General features: G+C 58.4%; 13 protein-coding genes and 2 pseudogenes. 9 read left to right on the forward strand and 6 right to left on the reverse strand.

Features of this window, described 5'->3' with window-relative positions; translation table 11 throughout:
* Positions 1–8 precede the first annotated feature (8 nt).
* Positions 9–1,289, forward strand: coding sequence for an MFS transporter (locus NKJ04_RS29820; protein WP_352679095.1), 1,281 nt, complete (start codon positions 9–11; stop codon positions 1,287–1,289).
* A gap of 154 nt (positions 1,290–1,443) precedes the next feature.
* On the opposite strand, the gene NKJ04_RS29825 is transcribed toward NKJ04_RS29820, so the two are convergent.
* A complete protein-coding gene (locus NKJ04_RS29825) occupies positions 1,444–1,671 on the reverse strand; it encodes a DUF1127 domain-containing protein (protein ID WP_352679098.1) in 228 nt (75 codons plus the stop codon).
* Positions 1,672–1,784: 113 nt separating this feature from the next.
* Here NKJ04_RS29825 and NKJ04_RS29830 point away from each other — a divergent pair, with 113 nt between their 5' ends.
* The 3 genes and pseudogenes from NKJ04_RS29830 (at position 1,785) to NKJ04_RS29840 (ending at position 4,623) form a co-directional block, all read left to right on the forward strand.
* A complete protein-coding gene (locus NKJ04_RS29830; RefSeq protein ID WP_352679101.1) occupies positions 1,785–2,696 on the forward strand; it encodes a transcriptional regulator GcvA in 912 nt (303 codons plus the stop codon).
* A gap of 281 nt (positions 2,697–2,977) precedes the next feature.
* Positions 2,978–3,118: a hypothetical protein gene (locus tag NKJ04_RS29835; protein WP_352679104.1), complete on the forward strand. Its 141-nt coding sequence runs from the start codon at positions 2,978–2,980 to the stop codon at positions 3,116–3,118.
* Between the two features lie 162 nt (positions 3,119–3,280).
* Positions 3,281–4,623, forward strand: a pseudogene (locus NKJ04_RS29840) (hemolysin family protein).
* Here NKJ04_RS29840 and NKJ04_RS29845 read toward each other — a convergent pair.
* Positions 4,598–5,125, reverse strand: coding sequence for a DedA family protein (locus NKJ04_RS29845; RefSeq protein ID WP_352679107.1), 528 nt, complete (start codon positions 5,123–5,125; stop codon positions 4,598–4,600). The pseudogene NKJ04_RS29840 and the gene NKJ04_RS29845 overlap by 26 nt on opposite strands.
* Positions 5,126–5,172: 47 nt before the next feature.
* Positions 5,173–5,310, reverse strand: a pseudogene (locus tag NKJ04_RS29850) (CorA family divalent cation transporter); the annotation flags it as partial.
* 212 nt (positions 5,311–5,522) lie between these two features.
* Between NKJ04_RS29850 and NKJ04_RS29855 the strand changes: the two are divergent.
* Both NKJ04_RS29855 and NKJ04_RS29860 read left to right on the forward strand, forming a co-directional pair.
* The gene (locus NKJ04_RS29855) at positions 5,523–5,891 is read left to right on the forward strand and encodes a hypothetical protein (protein ID WP_352679110.1); all 369 of its coding nucleotides are present in this window, start codon (positions 5,523–5,525) and stop codon (positions 5,889–5,891) included.
* A 16-nt stretch (positions 5,892–5,907) separates the two neighbouring features.
* Positions 5,908–6,591 carry an OmpA family protein gene (locus NKJ04_RS29860; protein WP_352679113.1) on the forward strand — a complete coding sequence of 228 codons (684 nt, stop codon included), beginning with the start codon at positions 5,908–5,910 and terminating at the stop codon, positions 6,589–6,591.
* A gap of 212 nt (positions 6,592–6,803) precedes the next feature.
* Here NKJ04_RS29860 and NKJ04_RS29865 read toward each other — a convergent pair whose 3' ends face one another.
* A complete protein-coding gene (locus tag NKJ04_RS29865; RefSeq protein ID WP_352679116.1) occupies positions 6,804–7,760 on the reverse strand; it encodes a DUF1402 family protein in 957 nt (318 codons plus the stop codon).
* 486 nt (positions 7,761–8,246) lie between these two features.
* On the opposite strand from NKJ04_RS29865, the gene NKJ04_RS29870 reads away from it, so the two are divergent.
* Entirely contained in the window at positions 8,247–9,557 is a 1,311-nt protein-coding gene (locus tag NKJ04_RS29870; RefSeq protein ID WP_352679118.1) for a hemolysin family protein, read from the forward strand.
* Between the two features lie 288 nt (positions 9,558–9,845).
* A complete protein-coding gene (locus tag NKJ04_RS29875; RefSeq protein ID WP_352679120.1) occupies positions 9,846–10,853 on the forward strand; it encodes an AI-2E family transporter in 1,008 nt (335 codons plus the stop codon).
* Between the two features lie 357 nt (positions 10,854–11,210).
* Here the strand turns inward: NKJ04_RS29875 and NKJ04_RS29880 are convergent, their stop codons facing one another.
* Together NKJ04_RS29880 and NKJ04_RS29885 are read right to left on the reverse strand one after the other, a co-directional pair.
* Positions 11,211–12,335, reverse strand: a complete 1,125-nt coding sequence (locus NKJ04_RS29880; protein ID WP_352679123.1) for a DUF2333 family protein — start codon at positions 12,333–12,335, stop codon at positions 11,211–11,213.
* A 614-nt stretch (positions 12,336–12,949) separates the two neighbouring features.
* On the reverse strand, positions 12,950–13,780 hold the full coding sequence (locus NKJ04_RS29885) for a universal stress protein (RefSeq protein WP_352679125.1): 831 nt from the start codon (positions 13,778–13,780) through the stop codon (positions 12,950–12,952).
* 634 nt (positions 13,781–14,414) lie between these two features.
* Between NKJ04_RS29885 and NKJ04_RS29890 the strand changes: the two genes are divergently transcribed.
* Complete coding sequence (locus NKJ04_RS29890) at positions 14,415–15,149, forward strand: IclR family transcriptional regulator (protein WP_352679127.1); 735 nt, start codon at positions 14,415–14,417, stop codon at positions 15,147–15,149.
* Positions 15,150–15,260 lie beyond the last annotated feature (111 nt).

Below are 15,260 nucleotides of genomic sequence, written 5' to 3' on the forward strand. Positions count from 1 at the left end.
AGGCATCCTTGACAGCCCAAAGGCCGATGAATGCTCCGCACGAACCGGCTGCGAGACGGAGGGTTGCACTCCTGCCTTCCGGTGCCGGGCCGGCAGCTACGCACCTGCTGGCCTCAAGAGGATTGCGGGCGTTCGGCGATGGACTCGTCAGTCTTCTGCTTCCGGCCTATTTGGCCGCGCTCGGCTTCAACGCTTTCGAGATCGGGGTCCTCGCGACGGCGACGCTCGCGGGTTCGGCCGCGCTCACCTTGGCAGTCGGGTTTGTCGCGCACCATTTCTCTCGCCGCTCTCTGCTGATTGCAGCCGCCGTCCTGATGGTCGTCACGGGGATCGCCTTCGCGTTGGTTCACGATTTCTGGCCGCTGCTCCTTATCGCATTCGTCGGAACGCTGAACCCATCCTCGGGCGACGTAAGTGTGTTTCTGCCGTTGGAGCATGCGCAACTTGCCCATAGCGTCACCGATCGCGACCGCACCGCGCTCTTTGCCCGCTATAGCCTTGTCGGTTCACTCATTGGGGCCGTCGGTGCTCTGGCGGCCGGAGCCCCCGATATTCTCCGACATGTTGCCGGGCTGGATATCAAGCAAGCGCTCCAGATCGCCTTCCTGCTTTATGCCTTTCTGGGAGTAGGTGCGCTGCTCCTTTATCGGCAACTGCCGGACGAGCCGCTCGATGCGAATGCGGTACCGGCGGAGCCATTGCGCAAGTCTCGAGCCATCGTCCTCACGCTCGCTGCGCTCTTTAGCCTGGATGCCTTTGCGGGAGGCTTCGTGGTCCAGTCATTGTTGGCTCTTTGGCTTTTCCAACAGTTCGGCCTATCGCTCGCTGCTACAGGTGCGATCTTCTTCTTGACGGGCATCCTGTCAGCCGGGTCGTATCTGCTGGCAGTGCAAATCTCCAAACGGATCGGGCTCGTAAACACCATGGTGTTTACGCACCTGCCTTCCAGTCTTTGCCTTTTGCTCATTCCCTTCATGCCGAGCCTCGGTCCGGTCATCGTCCTACTGCTGATCAGGAGCGCCTTGTCGCAGATGGATGTACCGACCCGCACCTCCTACGTCATGGCGGTGGTGACGCCGGGTGAGCGGGCCGCAGCGGCGAGTGTCACTGCCGTGCCTCGCAGCCTCGCGGCGGCCGCCAGTCCGATGCTTGCCGGCTCGCTGCTCGCAATGTCCGGTTTCGGTTGGCCGCTGGTCATCGCGGGCGTCTTGAAGATTGTCTACGATGTGCTTCTGCTTGCAATGTTCCGCAAGGTTCGCCCGCCGGAGGAACGACGGGACGGGCAGTAGCAGGTGCAAAATGCGGCCGAGCAGATCACCCGCCCCGTCGAGGGCTTGGTTGACGCTGCGTGGATCGCCCTCGCGATCCACGAAATCTTGCTTCGCTGATTTGACGAAGGCACGACTGAATGCGCGTTCCCCCGAGGAAGTCCTCAGCCGAGAATTAGGCCTGCCACGGCCACTTTGAACATTCATTCCGAATCTGCGCAGGGCTCAGACCCAAGTCTGCCAGCTGATGATCTTCGAGTTCGGCCAGCTGTTCCCGTTGGCGATGGATTTCGATCCAGCGCGCCACCGATGCCATCGAGCGCACTAAATTTTCAAGGACGCGATGGGCACTTGCCTGTGGGGACGAACGCCTCGGCGTCTCAATCAGCAGGGGGTTCAACATTTCTCATCCTTCCGCAGTGCGCTTGTTGACGTGGGGTGCGGAAATGCTCCAATCTGCCCGCGGGCGCAAAGCATGGTTTCTCTTGCTTGGCCCAATTTTTCTCATGACATGGTGTGAAATTGGCCCGCCGACTGCCATCACTCAACGCCCTCAAAGCCTTCGAGGCGGCGGCGCGCCACGAGAGCTTCACCAGGGCGGCGGACGAACTTTCCGTCACGCAGGGTGCGGTGAGCCATCAGGTGAAGGCGCTCGAGCTCGAATTGGGCATCAGGCTGTTCGATCGCGAACGTCAAAAGCTGAGCATCACGCGAGCGGGCCTCTCCTATCTGGAGGTGGTGCGCGATGCCTTCGACCGCATAGCTCTCGGCACACAACGCATCCAGCATCTATCTCGGGCCGGAGCGCTGACGGTCAGCACGTCGCCCGACTTTGCCGCCAAATGGTTGGTAAACCGCCTTGGCAGGTTTGCCGAGACGCACCCCGACATCGATCTCAGGATTTCCGCAACCATGCATCACGTCGACTTCGCCAGGGAGGACGTCGATCTTGCCGTGCGGCATGGCGATGGCAATTGGGCGGGGCATGATGTTGTCCGCCTGTGCTCCGAGCAACTGTTCGTGGTCTGCAGTCCCAAACTTCACCAGCGGATGCGCGAGCCGTCCGATGTGCTGAACTTTCCGTTGCTGCATCTTGATGACCGAAAGGACTGGTCGGAATGGCTCGAGGCCGCCGGCGTGGTCGATGCCGAACTCTCCCATGGGCCAGTCTTGAACCGCGCCAGCATGGTCATAGACGCCGCTATCGACGGCCAGGGCGTCGCACTCGCCCGCACCACGCTTGCGGCATGGGACCTCATCAACGGGCGCCTCGTGAGACCGTTCGCCACGACGCTGCGATTGTCCAAGACCTACTGGATCGTCTGCCCCAAGGCGACGTCGATGCTCCCTAAAATTACGACATTCCGTGACTGGCTGTTGGCTGAAACTGCCGATGATGTGCGCCGCCTCAAAACGCTCGGTCCATAGGCCTAAGATCGAATCGTGAAGATCAAGCAGTCGGAAAAGTTACTCGCAAAGGGCTCAATCGTTCAACGGGCTTCTGCGACGGGCGAACGTCCGGTTACCGGCCGCGAGAAGTAATTCGGACGAGCGGCGATAAACGCAGATAAGAGTCCGCTAGCGCGCCAGCGCGACCTTCAGCATGGTGAGCCGCGATGTCCGGGGTGGCTATTTATACTGAGTTCAACCGCGGCGAGACCGGATGCTGGCTCGCACCAGGCCCTAACTGCGCCTCGGGAGATGATGAGATGACCGATCTTCAGAAGATCACTTGGATGATAGTGCTGGCGATCCTCGCCGGGATCGCGGTGATTTTACTGAATCACTGGATCAGAGGCGACCTGTCCGCAGCGCTGCCACTGACTTTGCTCACCGAAAAGCCGGTTTGAGCTCGGCCGCTTGCAGAGAGGATTTGGTCATTCTGCCACCATCAAGCGGCAGTCAGCTACCCTACCGTGTAGCTCCGCAATGATGCTCAAGCCGAACGGCGGTTGCGCGATAGCGCCAAATACGCTTCAGAGATGCCCGTAGCTTTTCATACAGAGGATATCATGCCGACGGACGATGGTAGTCTACGCGACATTCTTGGAATTTTGTTGGTTCTCGTACTCGTAGGCGCAAACGGCTTCTTTGTCGCCGCCGAGTTTGCCCTGGTAGCGGTTAGACGCAGCCGGGTCGACGAGCTTGCAGCTGCCGGGCGCTTGAACGCCGGGCGGCTTCAAAAAACCTTGGTCAATCTAGATGCCAATCTGGCCGCGACCCAGCTCGGCATCACCATTTCATCGCTGGCGCTCGGCTGGGTTGGCGAACCTGCACTCGCCCATCTGATCGAGCCACTACTCTTGGGAGTAATGGGGTCCCTGGCCACTGCAGCTTCGCACACGATCGCCGTCGCAATCGCCTTCATCATCATAACCGCTCTTCACATCGTCCTGGGCGAGTTGGCGCCGAAAAGCCTGGCGCTTCAACGCAGCGAAGGCACGGCACTCTGGGTCGTACGCCCGCTCGGCCTGTTTCTGTTTCTGCTGAGACCAGCGATCCTCGCTCTGAACGGTCTCGGCAATCTGGTGCTGCGTCTCTGCGGTCTGCGCCCAGGCACAGGGGAGGAGTCGTTGCATTCGCCTGAAGAGCTGAAGCTGCTCGTGGCGGCAAGCCAGGAGGCAGGGCTGCTCCATCAAACTCAGCAGGAACTTGTCGAGCGTGTCTTCAACATCGGAGATCGGCGCATCGCGGATATCATGACACCGCGACGCGATATCGACTGGATCGACGCTGACGACAGCCCAGACGAGATTCTGCGCACCATCCGCGAATGTCGTCATGAGCAGCTTCTGGTCGGCCGTGGCGGGATTGACGAACCGCTCGGCATGATCCTGAAGAAGGATCTCCTTGGCCAGGTGCTCGATGGAAAAACGCTCGATCCCATGGCGGTTATCCGCGAACCCGTGATCGTCCACGAAGGAACGCAAATCTTCCGCGTGCTCGATCAGTTCAAGCGGGCGCCGTACGCCTGGCGATCGTCATCGACGAATATGGCGCCCTGGAGGGGATCGTCACCCAGACCGATCTGCTCGAAGCCATCGCAGGCGACCTTCCGGACCTGGAAGGTGAAGACCCCGATGTCGTCGAACGTGATGACGGTTCCCTGCTGATCGACGGCATGATGCTGGCGCACGATGCCTTCGCTCGCCTGGGCTTTCGATCAGGGGCGGCAGAGGGTGATTTTCATACGATCGCCGGGTTCGCCTTGTCCCAGCTGGGTCACCTTCCGGAAGCTGGTGAGCACTTTGACTATGAAGGCTGGCGCTTCGAGATCCTTGATATCGACGGAAGGCGGATCGACAAGCTGCTCGCCCGGCGTGAGTCGCCTACATCCAAGCCTGCAGCCATTTGAGGCCGAACGCACCTGGCGCGAGTATCCCTGTCGCCCAGAGGATGGCCGAGGTGACGTTGGCGATCTGAAACGTCAAAGCAGGCATCTCGCAGATACCCGCAACCAGCGGAACGGATGCCCGCAACGGACCGGAGAAGCGGCCGATAAACACCCCAAGCCCACCCCAGCGTTCGAAGAACCTATGGCCACGCGGAAGCAGATCTGGGTAACGCTTCAGCGGCCAATAGTGTGAAACCCGGTCTCCCAGCTGCGTGCCAACCCAGAAAGACAGCCAATCGCCAAGTGCCGCGCCGACGATAGCGGCGAGCCACAACGGCCAGAACGCGATCCCACTTTCGCCGATCAGAAAACCGACGCCAACTAGGATCACGGTCGCGGGAAGTAAGAGCGAGATGAAGGCCAGCGATTCGCCGAAGGCCAGCATGGTCACGAGCGGAATGCCCCATGCCTCATGCGCCCGCATAAAAGCGATGGTCGCTTGCGTGATCTCGTCGAGCATCATTCGTTGCTTTCCGCTTCACCCCTCACCAAGGCGACAAATCCCGATACTTAGAACCAACCCCGCCACTTGAACCACGCCAACGGAATGAAGGCGCTGAGAGCGATCATGGCCAGTCCATAGGGGTAGCCGAAGGCCCAGTCGTATTCGGGCATGGTCTTGAAGTTCATGCCGTAGATGCCCGCGATTGGGGCTGTCTCCATTGGGAAGATCATCACCGCGTTCGGACCGCTCTTGTCGGCAAGCCGCATCACTGACCGCGTCGCCGGCGCCATGCCAATGTCAGTCAGTACATCGGCGAAGCTTGCCGGCCCACCGCCTGCAGAGCGCGTCGCCGAGGGAACGCCGTCCTGCACCAAGAGGGAAAGGTCCGCCTTCTCGCTTTGCGGCGGCGGCTTCGGTGAGTACGGCGATCATGCGCTTCATGCCGAAGCTGCTGTCGCTAAACGCGAGCGGGCCCCTTTCCAGCTTTTCCTCCAACGGCGGCTTAGGCGGCGCAAGCCGCTCGGACACAATGTGGGCGATCGAATACGTTGACGTCGACGAACTTGTCGGACCGTTCCTGGTCACGATGCACTTCGTCGCCCGGCGAGACGCGCGGCACCGTCGAGACCTGCAGCGGCTCCAGCGTCTCGCTGCCTTGGCGCCTGATCTGGATTCGAGGCTGACGTCCTCTGGCCGATTGTCCGAGGCGGCTGCGAGCCGTGAAAGCCCGGCAGCACTAGGCCGGCAGGAAACCTTAGCGCCGGCTGGTCTGTCGCATCCTTGACGGCGCCGGCAATGGAGTGGCAGCAGTCACAAAGAGCCAGATTGTCACCCTGAACCAGCTGAAACGAGTGAGTATCTCGGCTTGCCGCAACCATCGTCTGGTTGACCCCCACGCGATCCGGATTTATTTTGGGAGTTCTCCGATCGTGGCGTCGGTTTCTAGGCTGGAGGCGCCTATGCGGATAAGCACTTCTTTCTTGGTGCTGGCGACTACGCTGGCCTCTTCGAATTCGTTTGCCGACTCGGTCCAAACGTCGGAAGACATCGTCAAGTTTTTCGCCAATGCGACTGATCTGGGCCCGTCGCGTGGAATATGCATCGGCACTGAAGACGAGTGCAAGAGCAAGGCCGACGCGTCAGTGCCAACCGGCCTCGACATGTTGATCAATTTCAGCCTCGATTCTGCTGAGTTGCAGCCGGAGGCGCGAACCAAACTCGGCGAATTTGCCAAGGCGCTGAAAGACAACCGTCTAAGGGCGCATAACTTCATCGTCGAAGGCCACACCGACGCCTCGGGCTCGGCTATCTACAATCAAGGACTTTCGGAACGACGGGCGCAATCAGTGACGGCATTCCTCCTATCGAACGGAATCGAACCCTCACGCATCAGGGCAATTGGCGAGGGCAAAAGCCATCCGAGAGTCGCCGATCCCTACGACCCGGTCAACCGGCGGGTCGAGATGCGGATAAACTTGCCATAGTCATATTGGACTGCCGGGGGGTTCGTCGCGTTGACATTCTCGCGGGACGTTCTGAGTTCAATTGTGCTCGAATGGCACTTAGGCCAACTCTAGAAAATACCACCCTCCGAATTTCGCCACCAATGTCGGGCGCTGCTCCGTCCGCGCGGCGCCTGACCTCCGGGTGATGGCTTGCCAACGCGCTTAAGCGCGCGGTGGCCAGCGTTGATTGCTCATCCTTGACCGTCAAGAAGGGCTCGCAATTCATCGAGTTTGGTGTTTACGAACCAGCCGTAGTAATTCTCCACCGGCAGCTTTCGTCCGGATCCCTTTGCTGCAGCTTCGCGAAGTTCGGCTGCGCGACGTTGCGGCTGGCCGACATTGTAGAGCGTTGCTGTAATGCCCGGATTCCCAGAAATATCGAACCCCTCCTCGGCATACGCGTCGATCGCCTCCCGCAGGATGGCGGTCGTGTAGATCACGCTGCGCTTCGGATCCATGATGTCGCGGTAGATTGCCTGCGGCCGATCGGGTGAGAGCTTTTCAAAGCCGCTCACCCGATTGACCAGGTCGGTTACTTCCAGCGCCGCCAGTGGGCTGATCTGGCCAAGCCCGAACGTCTGGCCGGCGAAGAACGGTTGAAAGAACGCCCTTTGAAAGGTCACGTTCTCATAGCCGACATTGCCGACAGTTTTTCCAAGGAACTGTTTGTTCCAGACATCGGTGCGACAATCCCACAGTGCCGAACTGCCTTTGGAGTTGGCGCAGCGGGAAAATTCCCGACGATCCAAAAACGACTCCAGCGAAATGCCTTTGTAGCGGAATCCGAAATCCGCGTTAGCGTAGGCCAGCGCTTTGACATAGTAGGTTTGCGCCGCATCGACGCTGCTGACGTTGTAGGTATGTTCGCCAACAAGCGCGCCGACAATGTGGATAGGATCCATGCCATAGGCGGCTGCCGCATCCTTGATCTGCTGCAGGAGCTTCTTGTCGTTCCTCAGTAGTGCCAGGATTTTCTCGTATTTGGCGTCGTAAGTCGTGTTGAAGGCGCGTGTTCGGTTTGCGGACGCTGCGGGGATCGGCGGTTGCTGCTCAAACCGATTTCCGGGAGGAACGACCGTGATACCTTTCGCCAGGGCTTCGAGGCCCAATCCGTTGGCAATACCCAAGACAAGGGCGGTCAGCGCCATGAGCGCGTGCCTAGCATTTTTCATGTGTCGCCCCCGATGAGCAGGGGATACACCCACGCTCGCCGCCCGTCCTGTATGAACCGATCAAGCTCAATCAGCGTGGCACGCCGGTTGTCAACGCATGACCGCGATCGCCGGGCATGATCGCGCCCTGGGTGTGACGTATCGGTCACTATGCTGGTGCTGACGCCAGCAAATCGTTCGCGGGACCGGCATCTCGGCCAACCTGTTGCCTTGCGAATCTTCGAACACGAGTCTCGCGCTGATCGAGCGTACCGCCCTTGGAAGGTTGCTTTTCACCCTAAACGTTATGATCGGTCCCGTCCGTCCAGGCTTAGCGTACCAGTCCCGCAGTACGAGCTTGTCCGACCTTCCGCTCAAGCCGTCGCATTGGTGAATCTGCAGTCGGTCCTTGCTACGGGTCGCTGCAACTTAGTGGTCGAATGCACCTTTTCGTTGCCGCTTCGCAGATGCTAAACGTTCGCTATGCTTTACATTGAACTCGCGACCGTCGTCGTCCTGATCTGCATCAACGGCCTGCTTGCAATGTCGGAACTAGCCGTTGTCTCGGCGCGACCGGCTAGGCTCAAAGGTATGGCCGAACGAGGCCTGAAGGGTGCCAATGGTGCGCTGGCGCTTGGTGCCGATCCCGGAAAATTCCTATCGTCTGTCCAAATAGGGATTACATTGGTGGGCGTGCTTTCGGGGGCCTTCTCAGGCGCTACGCTGGGCGAGCGCCTGTCACTTCTCTTGGCCGCTAGCGGCGTGCCCGGCAACATTGCAGACGCCTTGGGTGTCGGTGTCGTAGTGGCAGTCATCACCTATGCCTCTCTGATCGTGGGAGAACTTGTTCCCAAGCAGATTGCACTTCGCAATCCGGAGGGCATAGCAATGCGTGTAGCGCCTGCGATGACCGTCGTTGCGAAAATTGGCGCACCGCTGGTGTTCTTACTGGATTTCTCCGGTCGTGGTTTGCTGTGGCTCTTAGGCCAGAAAGGCGAGTCCGAGGAAAAAGTCACCGATGAAGAAATCAAAATGTTGGTTGCCGAAGCCGAGCATCACGGAACCATCGAGGCAGACGAACGCCGGATGATCGCGGGCGTCATGCGTCTGGGAGACCGGGCGGTGCGCGCCGTTATGACACCCCGGACCGATGTGGACTGGATCGACATTACCTGGGAAGAAACGAGAGTGCGCAAGGCAATCATCGAGACGGAGCATTCTCTGCTGCCGATTGCCGAAGGTACGGTCGATGCGATGATCGGCGTCGTGCAGACCCGCAAGGTACTGGCGGGCATGCTCAATGGGCAGAAGGTCGATCTCAGGCGTCACCTGCAGAATGCGCCGATCGTGCACGACCAGGCGGACGCGCTTGATGTGCTGACGACACTGAAAGAAGCACAGGTGCCTGTAGCCCTGGTCCACGACGAGTACGGTCATTTCGAGGGCATTGTGACGCCGGCAGACATCCTCGAGGCGATCACCGGCGTGTTCCGTGCCGATCTGGAAGCCGAGGAAGAAACGGCCGCCGTGCAGCGCGAGGATGGGTCATGGCTGCTTGCCGGGTATATGCCCGTTGACGAGATGTGTGATCACCTCGCCATCGAGCTCCCAGAAAATCGCGATTATGAAACAGTTGCCGGTTTCATCCTGTCGCACATGCACCATTTGCCGGCGACGGGCGAAACGGTCGAAGCGGACGGCTGGCGGTTTGAAGTCGTCGATCTTGACGGCAGACGCATCGACAAGGTCATGGCTAGCAAATTACCCAGCGGACGCCGGCTCGCTCAGCATTAAATCAATGATCGCGCAGGACGGCCGCATGTCTCTTACTGCCGTTCGCGACGATTGATTCACGCCTTGTCGGGCAGAAGACGAGCGTTCCGAAGGCGCACATGCCAATTCGACCTGATCGACCGTGTCGCATGGATCAAAGTAGGAACGACAACCATCAAGCTGCAAACCGGGAAGAAATGTAGGCGGGTAGCTTCACACACGTTATTGGGCGCGTGTTCGCTTGCGCTTCAGCGGGTATCAAAGCTAATGGAAACCCGGAGAGGACTTGGCTGCTTCAGCAGGTGAAAAGTGCTGCCTTTCTCACGGTTCTATGTCGCGTCGTGCCTGCTCGCGCTTCTAGCGCTGGTCGCCGTTCTTGAGCTCGGCCTGCTTCCGGCACTGCTTTCGGGCCTTCTCGTGTTCAACCTCGTTCATTTCGCCGCACCGATGCTCCATCGAATCGGCGTCTCCAACAGCCTGACGAAAAGCCTTGCGCTGACCTTGGTGGCATTGATTTTCACGCTCCTGATAGCCGCCGCTATCTTTAGCGGCGTGTCGCAATTGACTGGCGGTTCGGAGAACGTCGTGACCCTCCTCAAGAAGATGGCCGAGATCATCGATACCGCGCGCGTCCATCTACCAACTTGGGCGATGGCCTATTTCCCGTCGAACATCGAGGAACTGGAAGTCTTCTCGGCCCGGTGGCTCCGCGAACATGCCGGCCAGCTTCAACTCGTCGGGCGGGATGTCGGCGTCTTGGTGGTCCACATTATCGTCGGCATGGTGATAGGCGGCTTGATCGCGGTGAGCTCGGCGGCGCCATCGGGCGAGCCCGGCCCACTGGCGATCGCGCTGGCGGATCGTGTCAAAATTCTGAGCAAGGCTTTTCGCAACATCGTGTTCTCGCAAATCCGGATTTCGGCGTTGAATACATTTCTAACGGCGATCTATCTCGTCGCTGTTCTGCCGTCCTTCGGAATCGATCTGCCATTCATCAGGACGATGATAGCGCTGACTTTCGTCGCCGGCCTTCTGCCGGTCATCGGCAATCTGATCTCCAACACCGTGATCGTCGTTGTCAGCCTCAGCATCTCCTTCCTTGCAGCGCTCGGCTCGCTTGCCTTTCTCATCGTCATTCACAAGCTCGAATACTTCGTGAACGCCAAGATTATTGGAACGCGGATCAATGCGCGTGCCTGGGAGCTTCTTCTGGCGATGGTTTTCATGGAGGCCTGGTTCGGTATGCCAGGTCTTGTCGCCGCGCCGATCTATTATGCCTATCTGAAGGCTGAACTCACGATGCGCGGGCTAATCTAGGATTGGAGCAATGCCGATCGAACGAAACCGGTCGCGTCGATGATATCCTCGTGCTCTGGTTAACAGGCCAGCTAGCGTCAGGCTCATTGATTACGACGGAAGGCGACGGCGGCTGCGATGCAGATTGCCGAGAAGAAGGTGTGTGCATAGTGGTCAAATTGGGCGCGATGCGCCGCTAGTCCTTCAGTTTGGCGAACATGTTCTCGATCTTGTGACGTTGGCGGCATAGGGTGTTGTCGTAGTCGATCGGCTTGTTTCCGCTTTTGAGCGGTGGGCGCATGCTTAGAAGCCCAGCCGACCAGTTCTTGCCGGGACGAATTGATGTCGTAGCCGCGCGGCAACGCTCCATCCACCGAGTTATTGTGCAAGGACGTTGCTGATCTCGACCATGTTTGAGCGCACGCGCAACATATAGAAGCCAATAGTCGTTAGGTGATTCGGCAACAGCCAGCCGTCCTCGCGGCCGTTGGCGATGATGAAGGGCTGGATGCGCAGCGCCGAGACGAATTGCGCATCCATCGTGTCCCACAGATTGCCGAGATGCTTTTCCTTGATCACGTCCTCGAAATCGGCCTGGGCGCCCTTCATCAGCCCGTAATAGGCATAGAGTTGGCCATAGGCGAACCAGAAGCGGTCGTCGGCGCGGAAGTCGAACCAGCCATTGTTGTGGTTTTCAGCGCGCTCCTTGAGGATCGCCGAGGTCGAGCCGATGTCGGAGGAGATGCGGTCGATATACTGTTTCAGATTGTCGGCGCGGGCATCGAATGTCGCCTGGCAGGTGGCGAGCCGGGCGTTGAAGGAACGCAGCTTGCGCACGGCGTCACGATAATAGCTCGGCGTCGGAGTCTTCGGGCCGAACGGGCTAACGCCGAAATACCAGGTCTCCTCGTCGAACTGCAGATTGCCGCGCGCATCCTGCAGGTCGCCGTCGATCTGCGACGTCGTGCGCACGCGGCCGAGATTGTCGGCAAGCTCGGTGGAGGTGCGGCGCACCGCCTGGTTGATGCCGCGCTGGAACGAAGCCTTGTTGTCCATGAACGGCGTGTGATCCCAGTCGATGCCGAACAGACCGAGGTTGTAGAGGATCATCGACGAGATCCAGGCATTCTGGTTGACGTTGAAATCGGTGAGGTCAGCCGCCACCTGGGCGATGCCCGAGTTTCCGCAGGTCTTGGCGGTATCGGTGCCGGCGCCCGGTGAGACCTGTTCACCGGCCGAGATGTTGCGGTTCTCGAAGGTATATTTGTCGACGTAGTTGGGGTCGAACTTGTTCCACCATTGGGTGGCGTAGAAGAAGTTGGCGTAGAGGCCGATCAGCACCAGAAGCGCCAGGCCGACCACCGCCTTCAGAATCCAGCCGCGCTGCGTGTACCAGCGGCCGGCCCACATGAACGGCCACAGGAGCACGCCGATGACGAGGCCGATGCCGCGACCAATCCATTGGAAAATCCGGGTGAAGAAATTCACGATCGGATCAAGCATGGCTCACGTCACCCCTTAGTCAGTCAAACCGTAAAGGCGCGTGCGAAACGCCACCTTTCAAATATGTGGTTTGCAGAACGACGCGCTGCATAGACCATCCGTCCCGGTTTTCAAACCGCATGGTTATCGGCACACACCATACCTCGCCTAGCCATTCGCACACGACAGGCAATTTCGGCGCTTTTTATGAGCGCGCCCGCGTGCCAGTTTACTTCGTTCTGATATCGATAGACGTTCGCCAAATGCAAGCAGTGTGCCTCTGCGAGATGCCCGTCTTGACGTTTGAGACTGCCAACATCACCATCACCTAGTGCTCGCTCAGCCGCAGACTTCTGGCTCTGTGCAAGTTCGGCCTCAAGTGGTTGCAGGCGCGGACGTGATGGGCACCAAAGGCGGACCGTCATTGTCGGCCTCTGGCAGGGGCAGGAATCAATCGTAGGTGCCGCGAACGGCTATGCTCCCGGTTCAGTTCGAGTTCGATATCGAAGGCAAAACAATCGGCAACTCACGAGCAATCCGGCAGTTTCGTCTTGGGCTAGTTTAGTACCTGATACAGTGCGCCGCTGGCACAATCGTAGTAGCCAACTCGCCGTCGACAGCTCTCGGGCAGATTTCTAGTGCGACAAAAGGACAGGCAGGCGCAGATCGCCAAGAACGCTTTTGGTTGCTCCACCCACGACAAAATCTCTCATCCGGGAATGGCCGTAGGCACCCATGACAAGCAGATCGGCGCCCATGCTGACAGCGCGCGCCTGAAGCGTAACGCCAATGGGGCGATCTTCGAGGTCGATTGAGATCCCCTCAGCGGGAAAGCCACGCTTTCTCAGGCTCAGGGCGAGGCGTTCGCCAATATCGCGCAGCGACCTTTCGTCTGTCACTGTTAGTACCGTTATCTTTGAGGCACATTGCAGAAACGCGTGCGCATCGGCAACGGCCCGGGCCGCAACGCGGCTACCATCCCAAGCGATGATGACATGATCGATCGCACCAACGTTTGCGTCTTCCGGCAGAATTATGGTTGGGCGACCCGAACCAAACAGGACCGCATCAACGGTCATGCGCGCAGTCTGGTTATTTGGCTCCAACCCAATCAAAGCAAAATCGAAATAGCGTGACTGAGTTGCCGCAACATCGCCGATAGATGCTGGCTGAACAGCAATCTCCTCGGTTGTGAGGAGCGATCCGACGCGTGCCGCTTCAGCTTTCAATGCCTCCAGCAAATCGAGCCCATGCTTGCGGCTGGTCGCTTCTGTCTCCCGGATCATTTCGGGAAGATCGATCAAGTATCGCGAAACCGGATTGGAAATACCCGGAATATCGACATTGATCGTCAATGCATGAAGTGCGGCACCAACGTGCTTGACCACCGCGATTGCGTTTGATGCGATTTTGGTGGAATTCGCTTCCGGATAAGTCACCAGAGGAAGTAAGGCAATTTTGCTCATCAGACCTCAACCCGTGATTTCGACCGCCGTCGCCCATTGGCCCAATGCGTGTCACACTCAAGCCACCCATTTCAGCCCTACAAAAACTCAGACGACCGAGGGTTGTTACTGCCTATCCAAGGCGATCTTGCGCCGCGCCGATTCCGTCCTGAACGATTGTGGCTATAATGGCAGGCATCCAGGAACAGAGATGCCAAATGACGATTAGCCTGCTTGTTGCCATGAGCGCAGTGCCGCTCGCAAGCATTGTTTGAACAGTAGCGGTAGCCGATGATGTGGCCGCAACCCAGCGGTTCACGATCCGCGCCGGGGAAACCACGTTCCGCGACCATACTGCTAAATCAGGATACCAGCCAACTTGGATGCTGAGGAGGCGGCGACACAACTTGGAGCACCCGACGCGCCAGTATTGTGGGTCCCCACATCATGTCCGACAGGACGCGACGTTTGAAGATGCAGTAAGTCCTCTTTTTCCACGATCGTGTAGGATTTTCACTTACCGACAGGATAATATGCTGAATGATGAAATGGCACTTTGCTTTTCGCGAGCGAGGTACTCCAAAGTTGAGCACGTGTGGACGTGATCAGGACCCGACTTCGCAACTGAACTTTGGCGTTCGAAGGAACCAAACGCGTGAACCATCAGGCGGTAGAGCAAGCTGACACAAGAGCGGGAGGGGTTGAAGCTGTCGATCGCGCGCTTTCGATCCTCGGGTGCTTCACAGAGAATGACGAGGGTTTAAGCCTGGCCGAGATATCGTCTAGAACAGGCCTCTACAAGAGCACGATCCTTCGGTTAACGGAATCCCTTGTCCGAAGTAGCTACATTGTTCGCATGGCGGACAAGCGCTTTGCTGTCGGCCCTATGCCGATGATATTGGGCTCATTCTACCGTCGTCGTTTTAAGATAGAGGCATTCGTTCGGCCTCTCCTTTTGAGCCTTGTTGAACAGGCGGGTGAAAGCGCATCGTTTTTTCGAAAGGAGGGAAATCACGGAATTTGCCTATTTCGCGCAGACTGTCGTCATTTGATCCGCGATCAAATCCGAGAGGGTGATGTGCTTTCGCTTGACGAGCACGCAGCTGGCCAAGTGCTTGCACGGTTCAGTACCGCTAAGCCTAGGACGCGAACAGCTCTTATGGCGAAGATTCCGTTTATATCGCTCGGAAAGGGAGATTCCGAAACAGCTGCGATGGCCGTACCGGTTTTTTCAGGCAGCGAGGGCTTGATCGGAGCGCTGGCTGTTTCTGGGCCGCTGACCAGATTTACGCCGGAAAAGTTGGTCAGCATCAGACCGCTTTTGCTGGGTTTTGGCGAACGTCTATCGATATCCCTTGCGAGCAAACAATATGCACAAGCGCGCTCATAGAATGGTCGTGACCAGCACGTGTCTGCCTAGGACGTAGACTCATTACCGCGTAGCCAGATGCGGATTGCGACGAGTTTGAGGGCGGCAAGATAGTTCTCAGCCAGCTTGTCG

The organism is Mesorhizobium sp. M0618 (assembly GCF_040320765.1).
Taxonomy (GTDB): Bacteria; Pseudomonadota; Alphaproteobacteria; order Rhizobiales; family Rhizobiaceae; genus Mesorhizobium.